This is a genomic window from Streptomyces sp. NBC_00663 (assembly GCF_036226885.1).
Classification (GTDB): domain Bacteria; phylum Actinomycetota; class Actinomycetes; order Streptomycetales; family Streptomycetaceae; genus Streptomyces.
The window spans coordinates 5,529,290-5,556,282 of record NZ_CP109027.1 but is presented as its reverse complement, the minus strand read 5'-3'; the positions used below and the strand labels follow the sequence as shown (position 1 = coordinate 5,556,282).

The 26,993-nt window shown below is 70.0% G+C and carries 20 protein-coding genes and 1 tRNA gene; 11 read left to right on the top strand and 10 right to left on the bottom strand.

Annotation, left to right across the window (positions count from 1 at the left end; genetic code table 11):
- Window positions 1–33 precede the first annotated feature (33 nt).
- Together OG866_RS25325 and OG866_RS25320 are read left to right on the top strand one after the other, a co-directional pair.
- A complete protein-coding gene (locus OG866_RS25325) occupies window positions 34–1,251 on the top strand; it encodes a L,D-transpeptidase (RefSeq protein ID WP_329338074.1) in 1,218 nt (405 codons plus the stop codon).
- A gap of 183 nt (window positions 1,252–1,434) precedes the next feature.
- Complete coding sequence (locus OG866_RS25320) at window positions 1,435–2,181, top strand: DUF6227 family protein (RefSeq protein WP_329338072.1); 747 nt, start codon at window positions 1,435–1,437, stop codon at window positions 2,179–2,181.
- A gap of 37 nt (window positions 2,182–2,218) precedes the next feature.
- Here the strand turns inward: OG866_RS25320 and OG866_RS25315 are convergent, their stop codons facing one another.
- The 5 genes from OG866_RS25315 to OG866_RS25295 form a co-directional block, all read right to left on the bottom strand.
- On the bottom strand, window positions 2,219–2,470 hold the full coding sequence (locus OG866_RS25315) for a hypothetical protein (RefSeq protein WP_329338070.1): 252 nt from the start codon (window positions 2,468–2,470) through the stop codon (window positions 2,219–2,221).
- A 124-nt stretch (window positions 2,471–2,594) separates the two neighbouring features.
- Complete coding sequence (locus tag OG866_RS25310) at window positions 2,595–4,736, bottom strand: PTS fructose transporter subunit IIABC (RefSeq protein ID WP_329338068.1); 2,142 nt, start codon at window positions 4,734–4,736, stop codon at window positions 2,595–2,597.
- Window positions 4,737–5,202: 466 nt separating this feature from the next.
- Window positions 5,203–6,150 (bottom strand): 1-phosphofructokinase, encoded by a 948-nt coding sequence (gene pfkB, locus OG866_RS25305; RefSeq protein ID WP_329338067.1) that lies wholly within the window; start codon window positions 6,148–6,150, stop codon window positions 5,203–5,205.
- The gene (locus OG866_RS25300) at window positions 6,147–6,908 is read right to left on the bottom strand and encodes a DeoR/GlpR family DNA-binding transcription regulator (RefSeq protein ID WP_329338065.1); all 762 of its coding nucleotides are present in this window, start codon (window positions 6,906–6,908) and stop codon (window positions 6,147–6,149) included. Before OG866_RS25300 ends, pfkB begins: the two co-directional genes overlap by 4 nt.
- Before the next feature lie 256 nt (window positions 6,909–7,164).
- Complete coding sequence (locus OG866_RS25295; RefSeq protein WP_329338063.1) at window positions 7,165–8,682, bottom strand: MFS transporter; 1,518 nt, start codon at window positions 8,680–8,682, stop codon at window positions 7,165–7,167.
- 62 nt (window positions 8,683–8,744) lie between these two features.
- On the opposite strand from OG866_RS25295, the gene OG866_RS25290 reads away from it, so the two are divergent.
- The gene (locus tag OG866_RS25290) at window positions 8,745–9,728 is read left to right on the top strand and encodes a helix-turn-helix transcriptional regulator (RefSeq protein ID WP_329338062.1); all 984 of its coding nucleotides are present in this window, start codon (window positions 8,745–8,747) and stop codon (window positions 9,726–9,728) included.
- A 70-nt stretch (window positions 9,729–9,798) separates the two neighbouring features.
- On the opposite strand, the gene OG866_RS25285 is transcribed toward OG866_RS25290, so the two are convergent.
- The 3 genes from OG866_RS25285 to OG866_RS25275 all read right to left on the bottom strand — a co-directional run bounded on the left by OG866_RS25285 (window position 9,799) and on the right by OG866_RS25275 (window position 13,256).
- On the bottom strand, window positions 9,799–10,434 hold the full coding sequence (locus tag OG866_RS25285) for a TetR/AcrR family transcriptional regulator (protein WP_329344288.1): 636 nt from the start codon (window positions 10,432–10,434) through the stop codon (window positions 9,799–9,801).
- Window positions 10,435–10,952: 518 nt separating this feature from the next.
- Window positions 10,953–11,951: a sigma-70 family RNA polymerase sigma factor gene (locus OG866_RS25280; RefSeq protein WP_329338061.1), complete on the bottom strand. Its 999-nt coding sequence runs from the start codon at window positions 11,949–11,951 to the stop codon at window positions 10,953–10,955.
- A gap of 498 nt (window positions 11,952–12,449) precedes the next feature.
- Window positions 12,450–13,256: a dioxygenase family protein gene (locus tag OG866_RS25275; protein ID WP_329338059.1), complete on the bottom strand. Its 807-nt coding sequence runs from the start codon at window positions 13,254–13,256 to the stop codon at window positions 12,450–12,452.
- Window positions 13,257–13,389: 133 nt separating this feature from the next.
- On the opposite strand from OG866_RS25275, the gene OG866_RS25270 reads away from it, so the two are divergent.
- A complete protein-coding gene (locus tag OG866_RS25270) occupies window positions 13,390–13,881 on the top strand; it encodes a MarR family winged helix-turn-helix transcriptional regulator (protein WP_329338058.1) in 492 nt (163 codons plus the stop codon).
- A 104-nt stretch (window positions 13,882–13,985) separates the two neighbouring features.
- Here the strand turns inward: OG866_RS25270 and OG866_RS25265 are convergent, their stop codons facing one another.
- Window positions 13,986–15,527 (bottom strand): MFS transporter, encoded by a 1,542-nt coding sequence (locus tag OG866_RS25265; protein ID WP_329338057.1) that lies wholly within the window; start codon window positions 15,525–15,527, stop codon window positions 13,986–13,988.
- Between the two features lie 158 nt (window positions 15,528–15,685).
- Entirely contained in the window at window positions 15,686–16,327 is a 642-nt protein-coding gene (locus tag OG866_RS25260; RefSeq protein ID WP_329338055.1) for a TetR/AcrR family transcriptional regulator, read from the bottom strand.
- A 256-nt stretch (window positions 16,328–16,583) separates the two neighbouring features.
- Between OG866_RS25260 and OG866_RS25255 the strand changes: the two genes are divergently transcribed.
- From OG866_RS25255 to OG866_RS25225, 7 genes are all read left to right on the top strand, one after another.
- Window positions 16,584–17,885, top strand: a complete 1,302-nt coding sequence (locus tag OG866_RS25255) for a M6 family metalloprotease domain-containing protein (protein WP_329338053.1) — start codon at window positions 16,584–16,586, stop codon at window positions 17,883–17,885.
- A 106-nt stretch (window positions 17,886–17,991) separates the two neighbouring features.
- The gene (locus OG866_RS25250) at window positions 17,992–19,683 is read left to right on the top strand and encodes an IclR family transcriptional regulator domain-containing protein (protein ID WP_329338051.1); all 1,692 of its coding nucleotides are present in this window, start codon (window positions 17,992–17,994) and stop codon (window positions 19,681–19,683) included.
- Window positions 19,684–19,789: 106 nt separating this feature from the next.
- Window positions 19,790–19,862 (top strand) — tRNA-Arg (locus tag OG866_RS25245).
- Between the two features lies 1 nt (window position 19,863).
- Window positions 19,864–20,118 (top strand): hypothetical protein, encoded by a 255-nt coding sequence (locus OG866_RS25240; RefSeq protein ID WP_329338050.1) that lies wholly within the window; start codon window positions 19,864–19,866, stop codon window positions 20,116–20,118.
- A gap of 63 nt (window positions 20,119–20,181) precedes the next feature.
- Window positions 20,182–22,626 carry a class I SAM-dependent DNA methyltransferase gene (locus OG866_RS25235; protein ID WP_329338048.1) on the top strand — a complete coding sequence of 815 codons (2,445 nt, stop codon included), beginning with the start codon at window positions 20,182–20,184 and terminating at the stop codon, window positions 22,624–22,626.
- The gene (locus OG866_RS25230) at window positions 22,623–23,858 is read left to right on the top strand and encodes a restriction endonuclease subunit S (RefSeq protein WP_329338046.1); all 1,236 of its coding nucleotides are present in this window, start codon (window positions 22,623–22,625) and stop codon (window positions 23,856–23,858) included. The genes OG866_RS25235 and OG866_RS25230 overlap by 4 nt, the downstream gene beginning before the upstream one ends.
- Window positions 23,855–26,935: a type I restriction endonuclease subunit R gene (locus OG866_RS25225; RefSeq protein WP_329338044.1), complete on the top strand. Its 3,081-nt coding sequence runs from the start codon at window positions 23,855–23,857 to the stop codon at window positions 26,933–26,935. Before OG866_RS25230 ends, OG866_RS25225 begins: the two co-directional genes overlap by 4 nt.
- Window positions 26,936–26,993 lie beyond the last annotated feature (58 nt).

The following is a 26,993-nucleotide window of genomic DNA, read 5'->3' as shown; positions in this document are numbered from 1 at the left end:
GATCACGCACATCACACGAACCGGGAGCAGCTCGTGACAACGCCGGACATAGCAACGAGGCGCGCACTGGGGGCCTGTGCCGTTCTGGCGGTCGGCGCCCTCACTCTCACCGCCTGTGGCGGCGGCGCCGACGGCAAGGACGACGGCAAGGGCGCCGGGGACTCCCCGAAGACGTCGGCGGCGAAGATCGTCATCTCGGCGAAGAACGGTTCGACGGGCGCGTCGATCAACACGACGGGGGTCAAGGTCAGCGGGGGCGAGCTGACCGTCGTGAAGATGAAGGTGGCGGGGACGGGGCAGGACGTGCCGGGCACGCTCTCCGCGGACGGGGCCAGCTGGAAGCCGAAGGAGCAGTTGGAGCGGGAGACGAAGTACGAGATATCGGCGACCGCGAAGGACGCCGACGGGCGTGCCGTCTCGGACGACTCGACCTTCACCACGGTCAGCAAGGCGAACAGCTTCATCGGGACGTACACGCCGGACGGCGGTACGACGGTGGGGGTCGGGATGCCGGTGTCGTTCAGCTTCGACAAGGCGATCAGCGACAAGAAGGCCGTGCAGTCGCACATCACGGTCTCCTCCAGCAGCGGGCAGCAGGTGGTCGGGCACTGGTTCGGGTCGCAGCGGCTCGACTTCCGGCCGCAGGAGTACTGGAAGGCCGGCTCCAAGGTCACGATGAAGATCGACCTGGACGGCGTGAAGGGCGCGAACGGCGTCGTCGGGGTACAGAAGAAGACCGTCAGCTTCACGATCGGGCGGTCGCAGGTCTCCACGGTCGACGTGAAGACGCAGACGATGACGGTCGTGCGGGACGGCAAGACCTTCAAGTCGGTGCCGATCTCGGCGGGCAGCGCGGAGTTCACCACCTACAACGGACAGATGGTGATCTCCGAGAAGTTCCCGAAGCTGCGGATGGACAGCCGGACGGTCGGGCTCGACAACGCCTACGACATCCCGGACGTGCCGCACGCGATGCGTCTGACCCAGTCGGGGACGTTCATCCACGGCAACTACTGGTACAACAAGGCCAATCCCCCCTTCGGCCAGACCGGCACCAGCCACGGGTGCGTGGGACTACAGGACGCGCAGGGCGGCTCGGGGGCGACGAGCGCCAAGTGGTTCTACGACAACTCCATCCTCGGGGACGTCGTGATCGTCAAGAACTCGCCCGACAAGACGGTGGCACCGGACAACGGGCTCAACGGCTGGAACATGTCGTGGAGCCAGTGGACCGCCGGCAGCGCCGCGTGAGTTCCTGCCCGCCAAGTGCCTTCTGACCGGCTGTTTTTGACGGATCTTCGGGCCGCGTGGGAACTTCTCACACGGCCCGCGAGTTTTCTGTGCGCACGTTTTCTCGGTTCCCGGACATGATGTCCGACCGAGGGGCTACGGTATGCACCCACAAGGTGACATGCAGCAACGCCGGGAGAAACCTTGAGCGTTCCGTACGAGACAGCAGCGTACGAGCCACGCGAGTCGCCCGAGTCTCCGGAGGAGCACCTCGCGCGACTCCTCGGCCGTGCGCTGAACTCCTTCGAGCTGCCCGACGAGGCGATACAGCGACTCGACTGCGCACTGGCGCACGACAGCTCACTGCACTCCGCGCACCACAGCGCGGGGCTGCACCGCGAGACCTACCGCCACACCTGGCTGCTCGCCGACGGCTCCGCGCTCACGCTCTGGGAGTTGGTCCACAACACCGTGCCGGGCAGCGACCCGCAGCACGAGGTGTACGTGGACGACGAGGAGCTGCGCGCGGCCACGGCCCGGCTGCCGCTGCCCGCGGACACTCCCGACTTCGAGCTGCCGGTGACGGTGCAGTTGTCGCCGATCCCCGCGCCCCGGCACGCGTACATGCCCGACGACTCCGCCGATCACGCGCGTCGGCTGCTGCGGCGCGCTGAGAACCCGGACCGGCCGGGTGCGGAGACGGCGGCGCTGCTGGCGGACGCGTGCGCGCACCAGATCACGCAGGCGTTCGGACGACCGTGCCGCGCGGGGCGCATCGGACTGTGCTTCTCGCTCTACGAGCATGCGTTCCTGCTGCGTGACGGCGAGGAGATCTCCCTGTGGGAGGTCGAGCACACGGCCACGCCCGACGGGCGGCACATGTGCGAGGTGTACGTCTCCGAGGACGCCGCCCGGGATGCGATGGAGCGGCGGGCGGCGCGCGTTTCGTGACGCGCGCCCGCATGACGAGCGGGTGAGCTCTTGGGCTTCAGCGGCCGTCGCTGAGCTGTCGTACCAGGCCCGCGAAGGCGTCCCGTTCCGCCGGGGTGAGCTGGACGGACTCCAGGTCGGGGCCCGCCTGCCGCTGGTACGGAAGGCCCCCGAGGGTGGGGGCGGCTCCCCACAGGGCGGCCTCTCGGCCGCGGCGCAGGACGCGGGTCAGGCCGATCGCCCAGACGACGGTCGCCAGGGCGAGGACGGCCATTCCCGCCATCTGGAAGATCGAGACGTGCTCAGGCATGCGCCCCAGTAGACACCACAGTCCGGGACTTTGGTCCCGGACCGTGACGTATCTCGCAGGTGCCGTGAACAACTCACAGCCGCCCAAAGGGGCATGGCGATGACGGGAGTCGGTGGGTCTCCTACTACGCCGCGACCGGCTGCTTCGTCTCCGTCGTCGAAGCCGCCGCGGTGCCGTCGGGGGCGGCGGCGGTCTCTCCCGGGGCCGTCTTGCGCAGACCCTTGAGGAGAATCACCAGGCCCGCCGTGACCGCCGTGCCGACCGCGATGGCCAGCAGGTACAGGAACGGCTTGCCGATCAGGAAGGTGACCCAGATGCCGCCGTGCGGGGCGCGCAGGGTGGAGCCGAAGGCCATGGTCAGCGCACCGGTGACCGCGCCGCCCGCCATGGAGGCGGGGATGACGCGCAGCGGGTCGGCGGCGGCGAACGGGATGGCGCCCTCGGAGATGAAGGAGGCACCGAGCACCCAGGCCGCCTTGCCGTTCTCGCGCTCGGTCTCGGTGAACAGCTTCTTGCGCACGGTCGTCGCGAGGGCCATGCCCAGCGGCGGCACCATGCCGGCCGCCATCACGGCTGCCATGACCTTCATCGCCGAGTCGCTCGGGTCCTGTACGGCGATGCCGGCGGTGGCGAAGGCGTAGGCGACCTTGTTGACCGGGCCGCCCAGGTCGAAGCACATCATCAGGCCGAGGAGGATGCCGAGGAGGATGGCGTTGGTGCCGGAGAGGCCGTTCAGCCAGTCCGTCATCGCCTTCTGGGCCTCGGCGATCGGCTTGCCGATCACGATGAACATCAGGAAGCCGACGACGATCGACGAGACCAGTGGGATCACCACCACCGGCATGATGCCGCGCAGCACCGGTGGGATCTTGATCTTCTGGATGCCGAGGACGACCGCACCGGCCAGCAGACCGGCGACCAGGCCGCCGAGGAAGCCTGCGGCGATGTTGACGGAGATCATGCCGCCGACGAAGCCGGGCACGAGGCCGGGCCGGTCCGCCATGCCGTAGGCGATGTAGCCGGCGAGGACGGGGATGAGGAAGCCGAAGGCGATGCCGCCGATCTGGAAGAGGAGCGCGCCCCAGCTGTCGACCTGGCCCCAGTCGAAGTGCTCCATGACCGGCTTGGCCTCGTTGATCTGGTAGCCGCCGATCGCGAAGCCGAGGGCGATCAGCAGACCGCCCGCCGCGACGAACGGAACCATGTAGCTCACACCGGTCATCAGCCACTTGCGGAGCTTGGTGCCGTAGCTGTCACCGGCGTCGCCCGCGCGCTCGACCGGCGTGGAGCCGGTTCCGGGCGCCCCGGTCACCTCACCGCGCGCCGCCTTCCCACGTACCTCGGTGATGAGCTCGGCGGGACGGTTGATCCCCGCCTTCACGCCGACGTCGACGGTCGGCTTGCCGGCGAAGCGGTCCTTGTCGCGTACGGGGACGTCGTGGGCGAAGATCACGCCGTCCGCCGCCGCGATGACGGCCGGGTCGAGCCGTGTGAAGCCGGCCGAGCCCTGGGTCTCGACGGCGAGTTCGACGCCCGCCTCACGGCCCGCGTTCTCCAGGGACTCGGCCGCCATGTAGGTGTGGGCGATGCCGGTCGGGCAGGAGGTGACGGCGACGATACGGAAGGGGCGCGCGTCGGCGGTGTCCGCCCCGCTCGCGTCCGTGGCGCCCGGCGCCGGAGCGGTCGGGCCGCCCGGCGCCGGGGCCGCGGTACCCGTGGCGGTATCGGCGGAGGCCGCCCCCGACACCGCCACGGAGTCCGATGAGGCGCCCGCGGGGGCGCCCGGGGATACGTCCGCGGAGGCGCCGGCCGCGTCCGCCTCCGGCGCATCCCCGCGGATGAGCGCCGCCGCTGTCGCCGCGTCACCCGCCGCGCGCAGCGCGTCGGTGAACTCCGCGTTCATCAGCTGCCGCGCCAGCGACGACAGGATCGTCAGATGGGCGTCGTCCGCACCGGCGGGCGCGGCGATCAGGAAGATCAGGTCGGCGGGGCCGTCCGCCGCGCCGAAGTCGATGCCGGCGGCGCTGCGTCCGAAGGCCAGCGTCGGCTCGGTGACGTGCGCGCTGCGGCAGTGCGGGATGCCGATGCCGCCGTCCAGGCCGGTCGGCATCTGGGCCTCGCGAGCGGCCACGTCGGCGAGGAAGCCCTCCAGGTCGGTCACCCGGCCCAGGGTGACCATGCGTTCGGCGAGGGCGCGTGCCGCCGCTTCCTTGGTGTCGGCGGACAGGTCGAGATCGACCAGGTCCGCGGTGATCATGTCGCTCATCGCGGGCTCCTTCGCACGCGTATCGCCCGGGGAGTGCAGTGGGCGGGGGCGGGGACGAGGGTGGGGACGGGGGTGCAGTGGGGGGTCATGGGGGTGGGCTCGGGGATGAGCTCCGGGGTGGTGGGGGCGAGGCCGGGGAAGCCTCGCCCCCACCGGGCGGCAGGGCGGCTCAGGTGGCCCTGCCGCCCGCAGGCCGCGGCGAGTAACGGGGAGCCTCGCCGCTTCATGGCCGGTCCACTGAGGGGTGCCGGACGAGTGGAGAGCGCCCAGCGAGCCGGGCCGGGCGCCTTGGCCGTTGCGGTGGCGCGCGCTGCCGCGCAGGTCGCCACAGCCGGCACGGAGGCGCGCCTCGCCGGGGACGTCATCGCCGATGCGCCACGCGCGTCCGGCGCCCTCACCGTCGTAGAAGCGGAGCTGGAGGCGCACGCCACCGGCGCCCTCACCGTCGTAGGAGCGAAACGGTTCGTCATGACACCGGCTCCTTCAGTGCGCGGTCCACCGGTACCTCCGCCGTCACCGTCACCGCGGCCGGGTCCAGGTCGGACGGGGTCGGCATCACGCTGCCGGGGAGTTGTACGGCGGCGGCGCCGTGGGCGACGGCGGAGGCGAGGGCCTCCGGGCCGCTGCCGCCGGCGATGAGGAAGCCGGCGAGGGAGGAGTCGCCGGCGCCCACGTTGCTGCGGACGGTGTCGACGCGTGCGCTGGCGTACCAGGCGCCCTCGCCGTCCACGAGGAGTTGTCCGTCGGCGCCCAGGCTCGCGAGCACGGCGCGTGCGCCCATCTCGCGCAACTCCTCGGCCGCCTTCACCGCGTCGCCCACCGTGGACAGGGGGCGCCCGACGGCTTCCGCGAGCTCCTCGGCGTTCGGCTTCACCACGTCGGGGCGTTCGCGCAGCGCCTCCAGGAGCGCACGCCCCGAGGTGTCCAGCGCGATGCGCGCACCTCCGGCGTGCGCCCGCGCGACCACGTCGGCGTACCACGACGGCGCGAGCCCCCGGGGCAGGCTCCCGCAGCACGCGATCCAGTCGGCGTCACGCGACTGCGCCCGCACTGTCTCCAGGAGCAGTTCCTGCTCCTCCGCCGACAGCTCCGGGCCGGGAGCGTTGATCTTCGTCAGTACGCCGTCGGACTCGGCCAGCGCGATGTTCGAGCGGGTGGCGCCCGCGACCGGGACCGGCGCGACCTCGATGCCCTGCGCGTCGAGCAGATCCGCGACGAGCGCCCCCGGCGCACCACCCAGAGGCAGAACCGCGACCGTGCGCCGGCCCGCGGCCGCCACCGCGCGCGAGACGTTCACGCCCTTGCCGCCCGGGTCCATGCGTTCGCCGGTGGCGCGGATGACCTCGCCGCGCTCCAGCGAGGGGACCTCGTAGGTGCGGTCCAGGGACGGGTTCGGGGTGACGGTGAGGATCATGCGCGCACTACCTCCGTGCCGCCGCGCTCGATGGCGGTGGCGTCTTCGGGGCTCAGCCCGCTGTCGGTGATCAGCAGGTCCACGTCGCTCAGGTCGCCGAAGCGGGCGAAGTGCTCCTGGCCGTGCTTGGAGGAGTCGGCGAGCAGCACGACACGGCGGGCGGCGGCGATCGCCGCGCGCTTGACCGCGGCCTCGGCGAGGTCGGGGGTGGTCAGGCCATGGTCGGCGGAGAAGCCGTTGGCCGCCACAAAAAGGACATCTGCCCGGATCTCGCCGTACGCGCGGAGCGCCCAGGCGTCGACGGCGGCGCGCGTACGGTGTCGTACGCGCCCCCCGACGAGGTGGAGCTGGATGCCGGGGTGGTCCGCGAGGCGGGCCGCGATCGGCAGGCTGTGTGTGACGACGGTGAGCGCGGCTTCCAGCGGGATGGCGCCGGCCAGGCGGGCGATCGTCGTGCCGGCGTCGAGGATCAGCGTGCCCTCGGTCGGGAGTTCGGCGACGGCCGCCTTGGCGATGTGGTCCTTCTCGTCGGCCGCCGTCGTCTCGCGCTCGGCGAGGTCCGGCTCGAAGTCGAGGCGCCCGGCGGGGATGGCTCCGCCGTGCACGCGGCGCAGCAGGCCCGCGCGGTCGAGGGCCTTCAGGTCCCGGCGGATCGTCTCCGCGGTGACCTGGAACTCCTCGGCCAGTGAGAGCACGTCCACCCGCCCGCCGTCACGCGCGAGCCGGAGGATCTCCTGCTGCCGCTCCGGTGCGTACATGTCCGCTCGCCTCCGACTCGATGTCCGGTCGTTTCCGACTGATGCCCGAACTTGTGGTTTCGCCTGGAGGCTACGCCCGGATTTCTGGAAAGTAAACAGGTTCGGGCCCGATTCGGGCATGAACGGACTTCCGGCCTGGTCAGGACATGCGGAAGGCCCGGCGCGCACAGGGGCGCCGGGCCTTTCTCCACATACTCAGTGATTTACGTACTCAGGGATCCACGTACTCACCTGCTCAGGGATCCACGCGCTCAGGTCAGACGAGTTCCGGCTGCTTCTCGTTCACGCCCGCCGGCTCCTCCCCCGCCCCCTCCAGATGCTGCGCCCCCCGCTTGGGCAGCGCGAACATCAGCAGGAAGATCAGGGCCATGACCGCCGCGACCCAGCCCAGCGCGTGCTGGAAGGCGTCGACGAAGACCGGTCCCACCTGCTCGGGGCGCAGCGCGTCCGGGATCTCGTTGAAGAAGACCACCGACACCAGGCCGAGCCCCAGCGCGTTGCCCATCTGCTGCACGGTGTTGATGAGGCCGGACGCCGATCCGGCGTGCTCGCGCGGTACGCCCGACAGCACCATGTCGGTCAGCGGGGCGAAGATCAGGCCCATGCCGAGGCCCATCACGACCAGCGGGAGGGCCATCTGCCAGGGAGCGATGGCGGTGCCGTACCGGCCGGCCTCCCAGAGGTAGAGCGGCACACCCGCGGTCATGGTCAGCGCCCCGGACTGGAGGACCGCACGGCCTCCGACGCGCGGCACCAGCTTCTGCACCGACAGCCCGGCGGCCAGGGAGACCGCGATCGAGAACGGCACCCCGGTCAGCCCCGCCTTCAGCGGACGCCAGCCCAGTCCGACCTGCATGTACAGCGTCCACACCAGGAAGAAGATGCCGAGGCCGATGCCGAAGACGGTCTGGACGGCGATGCCGGCGGCGAAGCTCTTCACGCGGAACAGGGAGAGTTCGATGAGCGGGGAGCCATCGCGGGCGGCCTTGCGCTTCTCGTACGTCACCAGCGCGGCGAAGACGACGAGCGCGCCGGCCATCGACAGGTACCCCCACAGCGGCCAGCCCAGCTCACGGCCCCGGGTCAGCGGATAGAGCAGCATGAGCAGTCCGAGGGTCACCAGGGCGACGCCCACCAGGTCAAGGCGCAGGGCGCGCGGCGCCTTGGACTCGGTGATGTAGCGGCTGCCGAGGATCAGACCCGCGATGCCGACCGGGAGGTTGATGAGGAAGATCGGGCGCCATTCCAGGCCGAGGATGTTCCACTCCGTCAGCAGGGCGCCGAGCAGTGGACCCGACACCGCGCCCAGGCCGACGATCGCGCCGAACAGCCCGAAGACCTTGCCGCGCTCCTCCGCCGGGAACGTCGCGTGCACGATCGACAGCACCTGCGGCACCATCAGCGCCGCCATCCCGCCTTGCAGGATCCGCGAGGCGACCAGCATCTCCGGGTTCGCGGCGAGGCCGCACAGCGCGGAGGCGAGGGTGAAGCCGCCGATCCCGATGAGGAAGAGCCGCTTGCGGCCGTGGATGTCACCGAGACGCCCGCCGGTGATGAGGCCGGCGGCGAAGGCGAGCGCGTAGCCGGCCGTTATCCACTGGATCTGACTGACGCTCGCGCCCGCCTCGGCCTGGATGGACGGGATGGCGATGTTGACGATCGTGACGTCGACGAGGTCCATGAAGGCCGCGGTCATCACGATCGCGAGAGCGAACCAGCGGCGCCGGTCAGGCGTAGGAGCAGGCGTGGAAACCACGGTTTCGGTGGAGGTCATGTGCTCAAGCTACGACCGCATTAGGTCAGATCGTGTCCTAGATCTACGGCATCCTCGAACTCATGACGACGGATACTCCGGCCCGGCTTCTCCACCTCCTCTCGCTCCTCCAGACCCCGCGCGAATGGCCCGGCGGCGAGCTCGCCGACCGGCTCGGGGTGTCCCGCCGTACCGTGCGGCGGGACGTCGACCGGCTGCGCGAACTGGGTTACCCGGTGCAGGCCAGCAAGGGTTCCGACGGCGGCTACCGGCTCGTCGCGGGCAAGGCGATGCCGCCGCTCGTCCTCGACGACGAGGAGGCGGTCGCCATCGCGGTCGGGCTGCGGGCGGGGGCCGGGCACGCGGTCGAGGGGGTCGACGAGGCGTCCGTACGGGCGCTGGCCAAGCTGGAGCAGGTGCTGCCGTCCCGGCTGCGGCACCGTGTCTCCACCCTCCAGGCCGCGACCACGCCGCTGACCAGCGGGGACGGGGCGAGCATCGCGCCCGAGACGCTGACCGTCATGGCCTCGACCGTCGCCGGGCACGAGCGGCTGCGGTTCGCCTACCGCACGAAGGACGGGACCGAGTCGCGGCGCGTGACGGAGCCGTATCGGCTGGTCTCCACCGGGCGGCGCTGGTACCTCGTCGCGTACGACCTCGATCGCGACGACTGGCGTACGTTCCGGGTCGACCGGGTGAGCGAGCCGTTCGCCACAGGGGCGCGGTTCGCTCCGCGGGAGTTGCCGACGGGGAGCGCGGCGGAGTATCTGCGGCAGTCGATGTACCGGCGGCAGGAGACGTACGAGTTCGCCGTCACGTTCGCCGCTTCGGCGGAGGTGGTCGCGGCGCGGGTGCCGGGGTGGGTGGGGACGCCGGAGGCGGTGGGCGAGGTGGGTGACTCCGGTGAGGCCCGCTGTCGCCTGCGTGGGGAGTCGGGGGACGCGGTGGAGTGGCTGGCGATTCGGCTTGCCATGACGGGGGTCGACTTCACGGTGGAATCGCCTAGTGAACTGGTGGAATGTGTACGGGGGTTGGGGGAGCGGATGGTTCGGGCCGCGGGCGGGTGAACTGACCCGGTCGTGAGGTGCCCGGGGTGGGGGCTGGGCGGGGGGCTCGCTCGCCACCGCGCCCACCGAGCTACGGGCGCCCCCAGGGAAACCCCTCCAACACCCTCAGATTCCGCAACGCCAACTCCGCCGGTCCCCCCGGCCCGCTCACCCGCGCGTCGCCCGCCACCCATGCCTCCACCGCCGTCCGCACCGCCGCGCTCGCGACCGCCGCCGCGAAGCGGATCTCAGCGGTGACGGCTGAGCCGGCGGAATCTGCGTCGGCATCGGCAACGTTGTCAGCACCCTGCGTCACCCCACCGCCCCGCGCCCCCCGCTCCTCCAACACCTCCCCCAACATCCCCTCCGCATCCCGGCACACCTCCGCCCACACCTTGCCCAGCGCCGGGCTGGTCTCCGCCAGGCGGATCAAGGTGCGTACCCATTCCCAGGAGGCGGCGGAGACTCCGACACCCGGCGTGAGGGTCCGGCGTACCGCGTGTTCCAGGGCCTCCGGCACGGAGAGTTCCGCCGGTGCCTCCCGCACCGCTTCCGCCCAGCGCTGGGCGCCTGCCGCGTAGAGCGGGGCGACGGCCTCTTCCTTGGTCGCGAAGTAGCGGTAGAACGTGCGCGGCGCGATACCGGCGGCCTGGGCGATGTCCTCGGCGCGCGTGGCGCGCAACCCGCGCTGGACGAAGAGCCCCGCCGCCGCCCTGGCGATGTCCATCCGCGTCTCGGCCTTGCGCCGCTCGGTCAGCGAGACCGGCGCCGACGACGACGCACGGGAGGAGCCGGCCGAACCGGCGGAACTGGTGGAACGCGATGCTGGGGTGGGGCTGCTCACATCGGCAGGCTATGCCCATGTGACACAATCTGCCATCCGGCGGGCCACCCCGGGGTTCAGGTACGGGGTGGCCCGCCGTCCAGCATGCCCTCGCATCGACCAGGCGCACGAAGGGCAAAGAGCAGAGCCGGACCCCGGCACCCGGGGGGAGGGCGCCGAAGTCCGGCTCAGGGAGAGTCCCGGCGCCGGGGGGAGTGCGTCGGGACTTGGCTCTGGGGCCCGGCCCTCGACAGAAGACCGGACTCGTACAACTCGCGTTCTCGAACTCATGTACCTGAACTCTTGGACCCTGAAGTCTTGTTCCCAGGGTCCTGCCTCTTGAAGCGACCCAACACAGCCATGTTTGCGCCGCGTTGCGACACCCGGCGTGCGCGGGCACGCCCACGCCGCTGCGGTCGGCCCTACGCCGCCGCGTCGAAACCCGTGTCCCGGGCCAGCTTCTTCAGTTCCAGCAGGGCGTGCTTCTCGATCTGGCGGATGCGCTCGCGCGTCAGCCCGTGCTCCTTGCCGACCTCGGTCAGGGTGCGCTCCCGGCCGTCGTCGATGCCGTAGCGCATCTTGATGATGGACGCCGTGCGCTGGTCGAGGCGGCCGATCAGGTCGTCCAGTTCCTCGCTGCGCAGGAGGGTCAGGACGGACTGCTCGGGCGAGACCGCGGAGGTGTCCTCCAGCAGGTCGCCGAACTGGGTGTCGCCGTCGTCGTCGATCGACATGTTCAGCGAGACCGGGTCGCGGGCCCAGTCCAGGACGTCCGTCACGCGCTCGGGGGTGGAGCCCAGCTCCTGTGCGATCTCGGCGGGCTCCGGGTCGCGGCCGTTCTCCCGGTTGAACTCGCGCTGGACCCGGCGGATACGGCCGAGTTCCTCCACGAGGTGGACGGGGAGGCGGATCGTGCGCGACTGGTCGGCTATCGAGCGGGTGATCGCCTGGCGGATCCACCAGGTGGCGTACGTGGAGAACTTGAAGCCCTTGCGGTAGTCGAACTTCTCCACCGCGCGCACCAGGCCCGCGTTGCCCTCCTGGATCAGGTCGAGGAGGGGGAGGCCGCTGCGCGGGTAGCGGCGGGCGACCGCGACCACGAGGCGGAGGTTGGACCGGATGAAGACGTCCTTGGCCCGCTCGGCCTCGTCGACCAGCGCTTCGAGCTCCTCGCGGGTGGCGTCCGCCTTGGACTCCTCGTACCCGTCGAGAACCTGCCGCGCGAACACACCCGCTTCGATCATCTGGGACAGCTCGACTTCCTTGGCGGCGTCGAGCAGCGGGGTACGCGCGATCTCGTCGAGATACATGCCGACCAGGTCGCGGTCGGCGATCTCGCCGGCGTGGGCGCGAACACTGCGTGCCTTGTCGACGGCCCCACCGGAGGCGGACTGACGACGGGCGACGGCACGGGTTGCCATGCGTGTGCTCCCTTGCGATGTGGGCTGGCGGGTGGTCCTTGGATGCCTGGTCCCGATCCGGTCCGGCACTGTCCGGTCCGGACTCTCCTCGGGTGCCCTGCTTCCGATGGAAACAACGACTGGAATCAGGACAGAATTCCCAACCCGTCCCCCTATTTTTCTGATCATGCAGTATCCTGCGCGGCCACACGGTCGGCGACGGTACCGACCGGTTCCACGGAGCCGCAGGTCAGGCCATGAGTCGAGACCGATCCCCGGCTCCTCATGAACCCCTCCCGCCCCTGCTCCCATGAGACGCCCGTCACACTCGGCGTGGCCGTCCGACCCTGGAATGGACCGCCGTCCGGTCCGGGTGAGGGACCGGAAAAGCCGCCGCCGTCGGTCGTCCCCTGCCCCAGAAGACGGCCGGCACCCCCCGATGGTTGCCAGGTCAGCGCACTCCCACGGAATTCACAGCTACACCACATCCGGCCCTTATGCCCCGCGGGGCGTACCGCCTCAGCCGAACTGCACCGACCGCTTCGCCATCCCCATCCAGAACCCGTCGATCACCGAGCGCTGCGTGTCCAGCTCGCCGGAGACCTCGGCCGCGCCCATCGTCACGAAGAGGGGCGCGAAGTGCTCGGTGCGCGGGTGGGCGTAGCGGCCGGCCGGGGCCTTGTGGAGGAAGTCGAGCAGCCCGTCCCAGTCCCGGGTCTCCAGGGCCCGGCGGCCCCAGTCGTCGAACTCGGAGGACCAGCTCGGCACTCCCCCGCCGGTGTGCCGGAGCGCGGCGAGGTTGTGGGTGAAGAAGCCGGAGCCGACGATCAGGACGCCCTCGTCGCGCAGCGGGGCCAGCTTGCGGCCGATGTCCATGAGCTTGACCGGGTCGAGGGTCGGCATGGAGATCTGGAGGACCGGGATGTCGGCCTCGGGGAACATCTCGACGAGGGGCACGTAGGCGCCGTGGTCGAGGCCGCGGTCCGGGATGTCCTGGACGGGAACGCCGGGGGCGCGCAGCAGCTTGCGGACGGACTCGGCGAGCGCGGGTGCGCCGGGGGCGCCGTACGTCACCTGGTAGTAGTGCTCGGGGAAGCCCCAGAAGTCGTAGACGAGGGGGATGGTCTCGACCGCGCCGAGGGCGAGCGGGGCCTCCTCCCAGTGGGCGGAGACCATGAGGATCGCCTTGGGGCGCGGGAGGTCCGCGGACCAGGCGGCGAGTTCGCCGGGCCAGATCGGGTCGTCCGCGAGCGGCGGCGCGCCGTGACTGAGGTAGAGCGCGGGCATGCGCTCCAGGGGTGTGCGCTCCTGGGTTGCGGCGGACATGGCGCGGCTCCCTCCGAAAGGTGTTATATGAACACAGTTTTTCAGGTGTTACTTGAACTCTAAAACTTCTACCTTCCTGAACATACTCCGAACTTGTTTAACTTTCAAGGAGCCTTCTCGTACAGTGGACGACATGGCCGAAGAACCCGTCTGGCTCACCGCCGAGGAACAGCGCGTCTGGCGCTCCTACATGCACGCCACCACTCTTCTGGAGGACCACCTCGACCGCCAGTTGCAGCGGGACGCGGGCATGCCGCACATCTACTACGGGCTGCTCGTCGCCCTCGCCGAGGCGCCGCGGCGCCGGCTGCGGATGACCGAGCTGGCGATGAAGGCGAAGATCACCCGGTCCCGGCTCTCGCACGCCGTCTCCCGCCTGGAGAAGAACGGCTGGGTCCGCCGCGAGGACTGCCCCTCCGACAAGCGCGGCCAGTTCGCGATCCTCACCGACGAGGGGCACGCCGTACTGAGCCGCACGGCGCCCGGCCATGTCACCGCCGTACGCCAGGCGATGTTCGACCGGCTCACCCCGGAACAGCAGAAGTCCCTCGGCGAGATCATGGAGATCGTCGCCGAGGGACTTCAGCCCAACGAAGCGGGTGCGGATCTGCCCTGGCTCCGCTGAGCCAGGGCAGATCCCGTGAGAGCCGGGCCCTCACATTCGTACGTACGGAGCGTCCCCGTCCCCGTACGTACGAGGCCCGAAGGGGTACGACCGTCCGGTCGTCGTCAGTGGGCGACGACCGGGACCGGCAGCTCGTCCTCCGCGCCCTCCCCGGCACCGGCCACGGCCGACGTGTCGGGACGGCCGGCGTTGACCAGGGTCACCACGATGGCCGCGGCCAGGACCAGCATGCCGACGGCGAACCAGATCGCGTTGGTGTAGCCGTGCACCTGGCCCTCCAGCGCCACCAGCTGCTGCTGCGACTTGGAGGTCGCGGAGCCGATGTGGTCGGCGACGTAGGACGTGGTGGCGGAGGCGGCGATCGTGTTCAGCAGGGCCGTACCGATGGCGCCGCCCACCTGCTGCGAGGTGTTGACCATCGCGGAGGCGACACCGGCGTCACGCGGCTCGATGCCGTACGTGGCCAGGGACATGGCGGGCATGAACGCCGTACCCATGCCGAGACCGAGCAGCAGCATCGCGGGCAGGATCGTCGAGGCGTACGACGAGCCGATCTCCAGCTGCGTCATCAGCAGCATGCCGACCGCGGCGACCAGGAAGCCGGGGCCCATCAGCATGCGGGCCGGCAGCCGGGTCATCAGACGGGTGCCGATCTGGGTCGAGCCGACCATCATGCCGACGATCATCGGCATGAACGCGAAGCCGGTCTTGATCGGCGAGAAGCCCTTCACGACCTGGAGGTAGTAGGTCAGGAACAGGAAGGTGCCGAACATCGCGATGATCGCGATACCGAGCGAGAGGTAGATACCGCCGCGGTTGCGGTCGGTGACCACGCGCAGCGGCAGCAGCGGGGCCTTGACCTTGGCCTCGGTGACGACGAACGCGAGCAGCAGGACCGCGGAGGCGACGAACATGCCGACGGTCACGGAGTCGCCCCAGCCGTTGGACTCGGCGCGGGTGAAGCCGTAGACCAGCGCGACCAGACCCAGGGTGGAGAGCAGGACGCCGGGGATGTCGAGCGGGTTGCGGTTGCGGCCGCCCTCGGGCTCACGGATGACGAAGTAGGCGCCGAGCGCGGCGACGATGGCGAACGGGATGTTGACGAAGAACGTCCAGCGCCAGTCCATGTACTCGGTCAGCACGCCACCGAGGATGAAGCCCACGGCACCGCCACCACCGGCGATGGCACCGTAGATGCCGAACGCCTTGGCCCGCTCCTTGGCGTCCGTGAACATCACGGCGAGCAGGGAGAGCGCGGCGGGCGCGAGCAGCGCGCCGAAGACGCCCTGGAGGGCGCGGGCGCCGAACATCATGGCCTGGTTGGTGGCCGCGCCGCCGAGTGCGGAGGCGAGTGCGAAGCCGATCAGGCCGACGACGAAGGCGTTCTTACGGCCCCACAGGTCGGCGATCCGGCCGCCGAAGAGGAGGAGGCCACCGAAGGCGAGGGCGTAGGCCGTGACGACCCACTGCCGGTTGCCGTCGGATATGCCGAGGTCCACCTGGGCGGACGGCAGGGCGATGTTCACGATGGTGGCGTCGAGGACGACCATCAGCTGGGCGAGCGCGATGAAGACGAGCGCCCGCCAGCGGTTGGCGTCACCGGACGGGGCCGGTGCGCCGGGAGCCTTTGCGGCTGTTTGAGACATGGGTCTACCCACTTCAGGACTTCGTGACGGAAAAAGGACGAGTAACGGGGACGGTCCGTCATCGGTGACGGCCGGTGAGAGTCGTTGCGTTATGGACTGCGGTGGAGCTCTGGACTAATCGGTCGACCCGGTGGTCGACTCGTCGGTCGACTATTCGGTCAGGACTGGCGGAGGTCCTCCATGGTCACGGCCGTGCCCGGCAGGGTGGAGCGGGCCGGGGCCCGCAGTCCGTCCAGGAACAGCTGTAGATGGCGGTGGACGAAACGGTCGGCGCTGAGGCATCCCGTGCCAGCCGGCGGCCGGCTGAGCTGGGCCACGGCCACCATCACGTCACCGACGCCCACGTCGTCGCGGAGCTGACCGGCCGCCTTGGCGCGGTCCATCAGCCGGCCGACGAGCTCCTCGATGCGTTCGCGGGATGCTTCCAGGTCGGGGTGGTGCTGGTCGAAGGTGCTCTGCACCATGGGGCACAGCGCGCTGATCCGCTCGTCGGCGGAGGTGTGCACGAAGCGCTCCAGGGCCCCGAAGGCGTCCCCGCTCTCCGCGAGCGCGATCTCGGCCGCCTCGGACGTCCGGTCCATGACGGAGCAGACGACCTCGCGGACGAGCGCGTCACGGTCGGGGAAGTTGCGGTACACCGTGGCGTTGCCGACACCGGCGCGGCGGGCGATCTCGTCGAGCGGCACATCGGGGCCGAACTCGACGAACATCTCCAGGGCGGCGGTGACGATGCGCTCCCGGTTGCGCAGGGCGTCGGCGCGGGGCCGGGTCACCTTCTTCTGCACAGCGGTCACGGTCACGGCGTACTCCTCGGTCGGCTGGTCTGGCGATCCGGGGAGGCTTTCCCCGTTTCGCGCGAACACAGGTCTAAACGGGGAGACGCTCCCCGGTTATTTCAGGTTGAGGGGAAGTTGTGCTGTGACCTGACTCACATCGCCTCGGCCGAGAAACCCACGTTCGGCCTCTCCAGCGCGCGCCCGCCCACCCCACGACACAGGGTGATCGAAAGGGTGCAGCCCGTGGACCTGCGGCTGCCGTGGACGGAGAGGGCCGTGCATGCAGCAGACCAGCCGGGCAGCGCAGCAGACCAGCCGTCGGATACGCCCGCGCCGCGTCGCCGCCCTCGTGTCCGTGACCGCGCTGACCCTCGCGGTCAGCACCTCGGCCGGTACACGTCACCTCACGGCGGCCCCCGCACCCGCGGGCGCCGGACCGGTCGCGCTGGCCCGCACCTCCGCCCACGGCCCCTGTCTGATCCGCGGCGGCTCCGCGATCCAGATGTCCGAGGGCGTCCCCACCACCGGCGGCTACTCCCGCTCCACCGGCACCGTCCGCGCCCTCACCCTGATGATCGACTTCTCCGACGCGCGGGGCCGCGGCCCCGCCCTCGACCGATTCCGCGAGTTCTTCCCGCAGACCCAGGACTGGTTCCGCACCAGTTCCTACGGCCGCCTCGATTACCGCCCCGAGACGCCGATCCCGACCTGGCTGCGCATGCCGAAGTCCTTCGCGGCGTACGGCATAGAGCGCGGCGCGCCCTTCGACCCCGGCTACCGGGACCTGGTCCAGGACATCGTGGCCGCCGCCGACCCGAAGGTGGACTTCCGGTCGTACGACTTCCTGAATGTGCTGGTCACCCCGAACGCCGGGCCCTCCGCGCTGGACACGGTCCTGTCGGTGACCTTCGCCGGGAACCCGGACGCCCCGGTCGCCGACGGCGTCCCGGTCGCCAACGCGTCCTTCGTCTACTCCCGCCAGGACGACGGCTCCGGCTCCTACGCGCAGACCGGCTACCGGGTCCTGCCGCACGAGAACGGGCATGTCTTCGGGCTGCCCGACCTCTACACGGCGGGCGGCGGCGGCTCGGTCGGCCACTGGGACATCATGAGCGAGGACTGGGGCGCCAACAACGACCTCCTCGGCTGGCACAAGTGGAAACTGGGCTGGCTGGACGCCTCCCAGGTGACCTGCGCGACCGCCCGCGGCACCACCGAGTACGCCCTCACCCCGATGGCCAGGACCGGCGGCGCCAAGCTGCTCTTCGTGCCGGTCAGCGGCCGTACCGGATACGCGGTGGAGCTGCGCACCCGCGAGGGCAACGACGAGGCGGTGTGCCGGCCCGGGGCGCTGATCTACAAGGTGGACGCCGACGTCGACACCGGGATGGGCCCGGTCACGGTGTACGACTCCCGCCGGGACAGCGGCGGCTGCACCCGCAGCCCCAACGTCCACGCGGAACTCTCCGACGCCCCCTTCGCCCCGGGCCAGGTCTTCAAGGACCGCAGACACGGGATCCGGATCGAGGTGGCGGGGGTCGACCCGTCGGGCGACTACCGGGTACGCGTGACGCGGGACTGAGCCGAGCCGCGCCGAGCGGCTACGCCGCACCGGCACCGGTACGCCCACCCGGACAGCCCGTGCAGGCTTACCGTAGGGCTCCCGCGACTGCCGTACCGGAGAGCGAATGCCCGCGAAGACGATCACGACCATGGACGACGCCGTGGCGCCGACGGCCGCTGCCGCCGTGCCGGCGGAGGCGGTCACGCCGTTGATCCGCGGGATCGCGGTACTGCGGGAGCTGACCGAGGCGGGCGGCGCGCTGAGCCCGAGCGCGCTGGAGCGGGCGACCGGCCTCGCGCGGTCCACGGTCGACCGCATCACCGCCACCCTCGCCCGCATGGGATACGTCCGCCTCGACGGCCGGGACGTGGTCCTCACCCCCCGGCTGATGGACCTCGGCAACGCCTATCTGGCCGCCCTGCGGCTGCCCGCCCTGCTGGACGCGCGCGCCGACGAACTGGCCGACGAACTCGACGAGTCGGTGTCCCTGGCGGTCGCCGACCGCGACGGCATCCGCTTCATCCACCAGGCCACCCGCCGCCGCGCGATGTCCCTGAGCTTCCGTATCGGCGACCTCCTGCCGGCCGAACGCACCGCGCCGGGCGCCCTGTTCGCGACGGAGTGGACGGACGCGGACCGGCGGGCCTGGCGGGAACGCCGGGCGGCGGACCCCGAGGACCGGGGTTTTCCGGCCGTACCGCCCCGCGAACACCCGGGTCCGGACGAGGAGTTCGAGCGCCGGGCGGCACAAGCGGCCGTCGACGGCTGGGCGTTGGACGACCAGCTGATCGAACCGGGCCTGGTGGCGGTCGCGGTACCGGTACGGGAGCCGCACACCGGGCGGATCGCGTGTGCGGCGAGCGTCGTCAGCCACACCAGCCGGCACACGGCGGCCGGACTGCGGGACACCCTGCTGCCGCGGCTGCGGGCGGCGGTGGCGGACATGGAACGGGAGCTGCGGCAGACGCCCGTAGCGGAGGCGGGGTCCGGGCCGTCCGGTCTCGCGATCTGGACCGGGGCGTCCAAGCAGGAGCTCGGCAGGGGGTTCGTGGAGTCCCTGGCCCGCGGGCTGACCGTGCTGACCGCGTTCGGCGAGGGCCGGGCCGCCCTGACCCTGACGGAGGTGGCGAAGGCGACGGGCCTCGCGCGCGCCACGGCCCGCCGCGCCCTGATCACCTACGAGCACCTGGGCCTCGTCACCGCGACCGGGCACCGCACCTTCGCCCTCACGCCCCGGGTGCTGTCCCTGGGCTTCCCGCCCCTGGCCCGCACCACGCTGTCCGAGATCGCGACCCCGCATCTGGCGGACCTCTCCGCCCGTATCCACGAGTCGGCGTCGCTGGCGGTGCTCACCGCGCACGGCGACGAGATCCAGTACACCGCCCGCGTCGCCACGAACCGGGTGATGAGCGTCAACCTCGCCGTCGGCACCCGGCTCCCGGCCTACGCCACCTCCATGGGCCGCGTCCTGCTGGCCGACCTCCCGCCGGCCCGCCGCAACCCCGGAGAGCTGCGCCCGCTGACCCCGCGCACCCTCACGGACCGCGCGGCCCTCGACCGGCTCCTCACCGAGGTCCGCGCGCAGGGGTACGCCCTGGTGGACGAGGAGTTGGAGGCGGGCCTGCGCTCGATCGCGGTCCCGGTGCGCGATCACCGGGGCCGGGTGGTGGCGGCCCTGAACACCGCCATGCACACCACCCGCCGCACCCCCGCGCAATGCGTGAGCGACCTGCTCCCGGAACTCCGGGCGACCGCTACGGCGATCGAACAGGACTTCCACACGGCGGGCCGCTTCACCCGGGTACCGACGGCCTGACGCCTCCGCCCCTCCCCACCTGACCTGCGCGGAAGCGAACCTTCCCACCGCCCACGCCTTATCCGCTAGGCTGGTCGCCGGATCTCACCGAGATCCACGCCGCCCTGCCTTCGTAGCTCAGGGGATAGAGCACCGCTCTCCTAAAGCGGGTGTCGCAGGTTCGAATCCTGCCGGGGGCACGTGACCAAGGGCCAGTTCAGGGGCTTGATCCCCTCGAACTGGCCCTTTGACGACGGTAGCTGTCCCGGGTTTGTCGAGGTGCGCCCGACCGACGCCCATGGCCGGCAATGGATCTTCCTCGACAAGGTGCCGATCTTCGATGACGGGGATGCGCTGAGCCCCGAAGCGGCGTACCCCGTCGACGTTCGGCCTGATCAACTGGTGGAGCCCTGGCCCATGGTCAGGGCTCCTGTCAGTGCCCGGCGCTATCGTTGAGACACTCGTTTGGAGTATCGCCCAGTGACGCAACCGTCACACGGTGTCGCGTGAAGGACGGTAGTGGCTCTCAAGAAGTCGGATCTGTACCGCTCGCTGTGGCGGAGTTGCGACGAGCAGCGCGGCGGCATGGACGCCGGTCAGTACAAGGACTACGTCCTGACGCTGCTGTTCGTGAAGTACGTGACGGACAAGGCCAAGTCCGACCCGCACTCCTTGATCGACGTCCCCGCCGGCGGGTCCTTCGACGACATGGTCGCCCTCAAGGGCGACAAGGAGATCGGCAAGAAGACCAACGACATCATCCGCCGGCTCGCCGAGGCCAACGGGCTTGAGAAGGTCATCGACCTGGCCGACTTCAACGACGAGGAGAAGCTCGGCGAGGGCAAGGACATGCAGGACCGGCTCTCCAAGCTGGTGACGATCTTCGCCGATCTCGACTTCCGCGGCAGCCGCGCCGAGGGCGACGACCTGCTGGGCGGCGCCTACGAGTACCTGATGCGCCACTTCGCCACGGAGTCGGGCAGGTCGAAGGGGCAGTTCTACACCCCGGCCGAGGTCTCGCGGGTACTCGCCAAGGTCCTCGGCATCGGAGCGGACACGCGCCAGGACCACACGGTCTACGACCCCACGTGCGGCTCCGGCTCGTTGCTCCTCACGGTGGCCGACGAGGCCCCGCGCGGCCTGACCGTCTACGGCCAGGAGAAGGACAACGCCACCTGGGCGCTGGCCCAGATGAACATGATCCTCCACGGCTACGAGGACCGTGACATCCGCAAGGGCGACACCCTCACCAGCCCGCAGTTCACCCCGGGCGCACAGCTGCGGACCTTCGACTTCGCCGTCGCCAATCCGCCGTTCTCGACCGAGTCGTGGAGCAACGGCCTGGAGAACGACTACGGCCGCTTCGAGTTCGGCCGGCCGCCGCAGAAGAACGGCGACTACGCCTTCCTGCTGCACATCCTCACGTCCCTCAAGGACAACGGCAGGGCCGCGGTCATCCTGCCGCACGGTGTGCTGTTCCGGGGCCACGCCGAGGCCGCCATCCGTAGGGAACTGCTGGACCGCGGCTACATCAAGGGCGTCATCGGCCTGCCCGCGAACCTCTTCTACGGCACCGGCATCCCGGCCTGCGTCATCGTTCTCGACAAGGAGGACGCCAAGACGCGAACCGGCGTCTTCATGATCGACGCCTCCCAGGGCTTCATGAAGGACGGCAACAAGCACCGCCTCCGGAGCCAGGACATCCACAAGATCGTCGACGTCTTCACCAAGCAGACCGAGATCGAGCGCTACGCACGCATGGTGCCGCTCCAGGAGATCGCCGGCCCGAACAACGACTACAACCTCAACATCCCGCGGTACATCGACTCCTCCGAGCCGGAGGACATCCAGGACCTGCACGCGCATGTGCACGGCGGCATCCCGGACCGCGACCTGGACGCGCTCAGCAGGTACTGGGAGGCGTTCCCGAGTCTTCGTGCCACGCTCTTCCGGCCGAACCGCCCGGGCTACAGCGACCTGGCGGTCGGGGTGGCCGAGGTACAGCAGGCCGTCCTGGATTCCGAGGAGTTCCAGAAGTTCGCCGCTGAGGCCCGCGGCCGGGTCGACGACTGGTTCGCCGCACACCGGCCGGCCCTGCGAGCGCTCGACCCGGACACGGTCCCCAAGGACCTGATCGCCGGTATCAGCGACGATCTGCTGGCCCGGTTCAGGAACACCCCGCTGCTCGACGAGTACGACGTCTACGAACAGCTCATGACGTACTGGCACGACGTCATGCACGACGACGTCTTCCTCGTCATGAACGAAGGGTGGTGCCAGGCGGCGAAGCCCCGCCGGACCATCGAGGACAAGGAGCGCAAGCTCTCCGAGACCCCGGACCTCGTCATCGGCTCCGGGCGCGGCGCCACCAAGCACAAGACGGACCTCGTCCCGCCGGCGCTCGTCGTCGCCCGGTACTTCGCGGACGGGCAGGCGAAGGTCGACGCGCTGCACGCGGCAGCGGCGGACACGAGCCGCGCCGTCGAGGAGTACATCGAGGAGCACGCCACGGAGGACGGCCTGCTCGCCGGGGCGATGGACGACGGCAAGATCACCAAGGCCCTCGCGGCGGCGCGCCTCAAAGCGGCTCGACCAGAGGGACCTGCGGAAGTCGATGCGCAGGAGGTCAGGGCACTGCGGCACCTGGTGCGGCTGTACGACGAGGAGGCCGGCGCCAAGAAGGCCGTCAGGGAAGCCCAGGCCGCCCTCGATCTGGCGACGTTGAGGAAGTACGGCGACCTCGACGAGCCTGAGATCAGGCAGCTCGTCCTCGACGACAAGTGGCATGCCACGATCGCGGACCGGGTGGCCGGTGTCGCGGACTCCCTGACGTTCACGCTCGTCGGACGTATCCGGCAGCTGGGCGAGCGCTACGCGGAGACGGTCGGGGACATCACCACCGAGCTGGAACAGTGGGAAGCCAAGGTGGCCGGCCATCTTGCCGCGATGGGGATCGGCCGGTGAGCGCGGGGGCGGCACTTCCGCCCAGTTGGAGCCGGGCGCGCGTCGGCTCGGTCGGCACGGTGGTGACGGGCAGTACGCCGTCGACCGGCGACCGCTCCAACTACGGCCATGAGTTCCTGTTCGTCAGTCCCGGGGATCTCGGCCGGACGAAATATGTGACGGCGTCGGGCAAGATGCTGTCCGCCCGCGGATTCTCCCGGTCGAGACGGGTTCCCGCGGGCTCGACGCTCTTTGTGTGCATCGGCTCCACGATCGGAAAGGTCGGGCTCGCCGGTCGCGCTCTGGCCACGAATCAGCAGATCAACGCGGTCGTCCCGGCCGGCCAGGTCGACCCGGAGTTCCTGTACTACGCCGTCAGCGCCCTGTCGCCACTCGTTCGCGAGCGCGCCGGCGAACAGGCGGTGCCCCTGGTCAACAAGACGGAGTTCGCGGCGTTCGAGATCGCGTTGCCCTCGCTGCCCGAACAGCGCCTCATCGCGGAGAGTCTCAGCGATGTGGACGCCCTGATGTCCGTCATCGAGCGGATGCTCGCCAAGAAGCAGGCGATCAAGCTGGGCATGACGCAGCACCTCCTGACCAACAGCACCCGCCCCGCCGGCCGCACCGATCCGCAGGCGGACGTTCGCCTGGGAGAGATCTCGGCGTCCATCACGAAGGGCGCGACCCCCACGACCTACGGGTTCGCCTGGGAGTCCAGCGGTATCCCGTTCCTGCGGAGCGAGTGCGTCTCCGAGCGCGGCCTGGACATGCGGCAGTCGATGTTCATCTCACCGGCCGCCCATCACGCCCTGCGTCGGAGCCGGATCGCCGACGGAGACATCCTGATGACGATCACCGGCTACGTCGGCCGCGTCGTCCGCTTGGTGAACACGGGCGAGGCGAACATCAACCAGCACATCGCCAGGGTGCGGATCAAGGACGGCAGATTCGACCCCGGCTACGTGTACCACTACCTGTCGCAGCATGCGATGCGGGAGTACTACGAATCCATCGTGACCGGTCAGGCGTATCCGCAGATCAGTCTGGCGCAGGTCAGGAACACCGGCGTTCCCGCTCTTCCCCACGACGAACAGCGGGCGATCGCCGCGGCGCTGGATGACGCTGACGGCGAGCTGACGGTCCTGCGCCGACGGCTCACGAAGGCACAGCAGGTCAAGCAGGGCATGATGCGACAGCTCCTGACCGGTCGTACCCGCCTGCCTGCCCAGGAGAACGCGGTGACCGCGGTATGAGCGACGTCGGGCAACCCGAGCGCGGGACTCAGGACCGTGTCATCGCCCTGTTCCGCGACTCGTTGGGCTACGAGTACCTCGGCGACTGGGGACACCGTGCGGCGAACGCCAACGTCGATGTCGAACTGCTCACCCGGAACCTCCGTGCGCGGGGCTACGCCGACAACCTCGTCAGCAAAGCCATCGACAAGCTGAGGAGCGACGCCTCGCTCGGCGGCGGCCGTGATCTGTACGAGGCGAACCGGGACGTCTACGGCCTGCTCCGGTACGGGGTGAAGGTCAAGCCAGGTGCCGGCGAGCAGACGGAGACGGTGTGGCTCGTCGACTGGGCGCGCCCCGAAGCCAACCACTTCGCCCTGGCGGAGGAAGTGACGGTGCGGGGGCGGCACACCAAGCGCCCGGACATCGTGCTGTACGTCAACGGCATCGCCTTCGGGACGATCGAGCTCAAGCGCTCGAAGGTCGCCGTCTCCGAGGGCATCCGGCAGAGCATCGGGAACCAGCGTCCGGAGTTCATCCGATCGTTCTTCACGACCGTGCAGCTCGTCATGGCCGGCAACGACGTGGAGGGGCTGCGTTACAGCGCGGTCGGCACACCGGAGAAGTACTGGCTCGCATGGCGTGAGCCCTCCGACATCGCCGGCCCGCTCGACCGGTCCCTGACCCAGCTCTGCTCGAAGGAGCGGCTGCTGGAGCTGGTGCATGACTTCATGGTCTTCGACACGGGGCAGAAGAAGACCTGCCGGCACAACCAGTACTTCGGCGTCAGGGCGGCGCAGCAGCGGATCGCCGAGCGCGAGGGCGGGATCATCTGGCACACCCAGGGCTCCGGGAAGTCCCTGACGATGGTGTGGCTCGCCAAGTGGATCCGCGAGAACCAGCCGGACGCCCGCGTGCTCCTCATCACCGACCGGACCGAACTGGACGATCAGATCGCGAAGGTCTTCCAGGGAGTCGACGAGTCCGTCTACCGCACGAAGAGCGGTGGCGACCTCCTCGCCACGTTGAACGCGAGCCAGGAGTGGGTGATCTGCTCGCTGGTCCACAAGTTCCGTGGCCCGGAGGACGAGGGCGCCCGCGACGAGGCCGAGAGCGAGTTCGTGCGTGAGCTGAGGGAAACCGTACCCAAGGACTTCCACGCCAAGGGCAACATCTTCGTCTTCGTCGACGAAGCCCACCGCACCCAGTCCGGCAAGCTGCACGACGCCATGAAGGCGCTCCTGCCCGATGCCACGTTCATCGGCTTCACCGGTACGCCGCTCCTCCAGGAGGACAAGGACACCACCGTCCAGCGGTTCGGCAGCTTCATCCACACCTACAGGTTCAACGAAGGTGTCGCGGACGGTGTCGTCCTCGACCTGAGGTACGAGGCTCGCACCATCGACCAGAACCTGACCTCGCAGGCCAAGGTCGACCAGTGGTTCGAGGCCAGGACCCGCGGCATGACCGACCTCTCCCGTGCCGCGCTCAAGAAACGCTGGAGCACCGTCCGGAAAGTCGCCGGCTCGGAGCCGCGCGCCCGGCAGATCGTCGACGACATCCTGCTCGACATGGAGACCAAACCGCGTCTGTCGGACGGACGCGGCAACGCCATCCTCGTCAGTGCGAGCATCTACCAGGCGTGCAGGTTCTACGAGCTGTTCACCCAGGCCGGGCTCAAGTGCGCCGTCGTCACGTCGTACACGCCCCACGCGGGCGACATCTCCAAGGAGGACTCCGGCCACGGAGCCACCGAGCGGCTGCGCCAGTACGAGATCTACCGGCGGATGCTCGCGGACCACTTCGACGAGCCCGCCGACAAGGCGATGGGCAAGGTCGAGCAGTTCGAGAGGGACGTCAAGGAACGCTTCGTCAACGCCCCGGCCCGCATGCGGCTGCTCATCGTCGTCGACAAGCTCCTGACCGGCTTCGACGCTCCGAGCGCGACATACCTGTACCTCGACAGGCAGCTGCGGGACCACGGCCTCTTCCAGGCGATCTGCCGGGTCAACCGCCTCGACGGCGAGGACAAGGAGTACGGCTACGTCGTCGACTACCGCGACCTGTTCAACTCCCTGGAGTCCGCGATCACGGACTACGCCGGCGGCGCCCTCGAAGGCTATGAGACGAAGGACGTCGAGGGGCTGCTGTCGGACCGGCTCGACAGGGCCCGTGACGATCTCGACGCGGCCCTGGAGAAGATCCGGGCACTCTGTGGGCCGGTGGCGGCGCCCAAGGGCACCCTCCAGTACCAGCGGTACTTCTGCGCCGCCGAACAGGGCGACGCCGGGCAGCTCAGAGCCAACGAAGCCAAGCGGGTCGCGCTCTACAAGGCCGTCGCGGCGGTGACCCGCGCATACGGCGACCTCGCCAACGAGATGCGGGCCACCGGGTACAGCGACGCCGAAGCCGCCGCGATCAGGAAGGAGATCGCCCACTACGCCGACGTACGCGAAGAGGTCAGACTCGGCGCCGGCGAGAAGGTCGACTTCACCCAGTACGAGGCCGGCATGCGGCACCTGCTCGACACGTACATCAGCGCCCGTCCCTCCGAGGTGGTCGCCGACTTCCAGGAAGCCGGACTGATCCGGTTGATCGCCGAGAAGGGGGCCGGAGCACTCGACCGGCTTCCCACGGGCATCAAGCAGGACCCCGAGGCGATGGCGGGGACGCTCACCAACACCCTGCGCAAGGTGATCGTCGATGAGCGCCCGATGAACCCGAAGTACTACGACCGGATGTCGGAACTGCTCGACGCCCTGCTCCAGGAGCGACGGCAGGGCGCTCTGGACTACAAGGCGTACCTGTCGGGACTGCTGGAGACCGCGTCCCGCCTCGGCAGGGGCGACTCGGACACCGCGTACCCGCAGTGGGCCGACAACGGTGCCCGCCGCGCCCTGATCGACTTCTTCGACCAGGCACCGGAGCAGGCCGCGGTGGTGGACGCCACCGTCCTGGACACCAAGCCCGACTCGTGGGTGGGCAACGCGATGAAGGAGAAGAAGGTCAGGCGAGCGCTCGCGCAGGCGCTGCCCGCCGGCTTCGACCGGCTCGACGCACTGCTGGAACTGCTGAAGGCGCGTGCGGAGTACCGCTGAACTCGAAGAGCGCCTACGGAGATCCGTAGACGCTCTTCGCATGAGGCCGTGCGGCGGT

Excerpts from the sequence above, each read along its gene's own strand:
- OG866_RS25315 (WP_329338070.1), bottom strand. The coding sequence starts at position 2,470 with ATGCCTGAGCACGTCTCGATCTTCCAGATGGCGGGAATGGCCGTCCTC.
- OG866_RS25310 (WP_329338068.1), bottom strand. The coding sequence starts at position 4,736 with ATGAGCGACATGATCACCGCGGACCTGGTCGATCTCGACCTGTCCGCC.
- pfkB (WP_329338067.1), bottom strand. The coding sequence starts at position 6,150 with ATGATCCTCACCGTCACCCCGAACCCGTCCCTGGACCGCACCTACGAG.
- OG866_RS25300 (WP_329338065.1), bottom strand. The coding sequence starts at position 6,908 with ATGTACGCACCGGAGCGGCAGCAGGAGATCCTCCGGCTCGCGCGTGAC.
- OG866_RS25295 (WP_329338063.1), bottom strand. The coding sequence starts at position 8,682 with ATGACCTCCACCGAAACCGTGGTTTCCACGCCTGCTCCTACGCCTGAC.
- OG866_RS25290 (WP_329338062.1), top strand. The coding sequence starts at position 8,745 with ATGACGACGGATACTCCGGCCCGGCTTCTCCACCTCCTCTCGCTCCTC.
- OG866_RS25285 (WP_329344288.1), bottom strand. The coding sequence starts at position 10,434 with ATGGACATCGCCAGGGCGGCGGCGGGGCTCTTCGTCCAGCGCGGGTTG.
- OG866_RS25280 (WP_329338061.1), bottom strand. The coding sequence starts at position 11,951 with ATGGCAACCCGTGCCGTCGCCCGTCGTCAGTCCGCCTCCGGTGGGGCC.
- OG866_RS25275 (WP_329338059.1), bottom strand. The coding sequence starts at position 13,256 with ATGTCCGCCGCAACCCAGGAGCGCACACCCCTGGAGCGCATGCCCGCG.
- OG866_RS25270 (WP_329338058.1), top strand. The coding sequence starts at position 13,390 with ATGGCCGAAGAACCCGTCTGGCTCACCGCCGAGGAACAGCGCGTCTGG.
- OG866_RS25265 (WP_329338057.1), bottom strand. The coding sequence starts at position 15,527 with ATGTCTCAAACAGCCGCAAAGGCTCCCGGCGCACCGGCCCCGTCCGGT.
- OG866_RS25255 (WP_329338053.1), top strand. The coding sequence starts at position 16,584 with ATGCAGCAGACCAGCCGGGCAGCGCAGCAGACCAGCCGTCGGATACGC.
- OG866_RS25250 (WP_329338051.1), top strand. The coding sequence starts at position 17,992 with ATGCCCGCGAAGACGATCACGACCATGGACGACGCCGTGGCGCCGACG.
- OG866_RS25225 (WP_329338044.1), top strand. The coding sequence starts at position 23,855 with ATGAGCGACGTCGGGCAACCCGAGCGCGGGACTCAGGACCGTGTCATC.